A 1,032-nucleotide genomic window follows, 5' to 3' on the forward strand; every position below is an offset into this window, starting at 1 on the left:
GTACGGATGAGGCTGATACTTTAAATGCAACGGCGGAACAAAATGCGGTTTATGGCGATGCAGGGGATGATGTTATTACAGCAATAGCTGGCGATAGCATTATTCAGGGTGGGCCAGGTAATGATGTACTAACGGGTGGCCCTGGGGTAGATGTTTTTGTTATCAATATTGATGATGGTATTGATGAGATATATGCGCAGCGCGATCAAGATATTCTGCAGTTTATTAACTTAACGCCTAATGATGTTGTCGTTAAACGTGATTTAAGTGGCGACAAAACCAATATAGAACTCGCAGTATTTAATGACGGCGTAGAAACCGGAACTGTGACATTAATTAATCAAATGGGTGATTTAAGTACTTACAGTGGTATTAGTTCGGTGGTATTTGCTGACGGCACTACTTGGCTGGCCGATCAATTGCCTGCCATGACGCTTATCGGTACTCCTAGAAATGAAACCATCGAAGGTTTTGATACAGCCGATGTTATACAAGGTTTAGCCGGTAATGACACCCTTATTGGGAATGGCGGTGTGGATACTTATATTTATCGCGCAGGCGATGGTTTCGATACTATTTTAGGCGATGCCTCTGAAGATGTTTTACGTTTAGTTGATATAGCTTCTACCGAAGTTACCATTCAGCGTATAGCAACTGAAGTGAGTGACGGCGTTCAAGTTATTATTAATGACGAGTCCGGCGGTATTACCCTTGTCGGGCAGTTAACCGGCGCAAGCGCTGGATATAGCGGCATTAGTGTTATTGAGTTTGCTGATGACGTTGTGTGGACGGTAGAAGATCTACGTGTAATGGCATTGGTTTGCCAAGGTGTTTTCCAAACTATCAATGGTACTGCCGAGGCGGATGAATTTTTAGGGCAGTATTTTGATGAAGCGATTAATGGCGCCGGTGGGGATGATGTATTAAATGGTGCTGGTGGTTGTGATCAATTAAATGGTGGTGCTGGTGACGATGTGCTCGACGGTGGCGCGGGTGATGATCAGCTGCACGGTGCGATCGGTCATGACCGCA

General features: G+C 44.9%; 1 protein-coding gene. It reads left to right on the plus strand.

The window, feature by feature from the left end; all coding sequences use genetic code 11:
* Window positions 1-1,032, plus strand: a 1,032-nt coding sequence (locus tag AC3A8L_RS16965; protein WP_487963464.1) for a calcium-binding protein, incomplete at both ends; no start/stop codon positions are given.

It is taken from the genome of Marinagarivorans sp., from assembly GCF_982758155.1.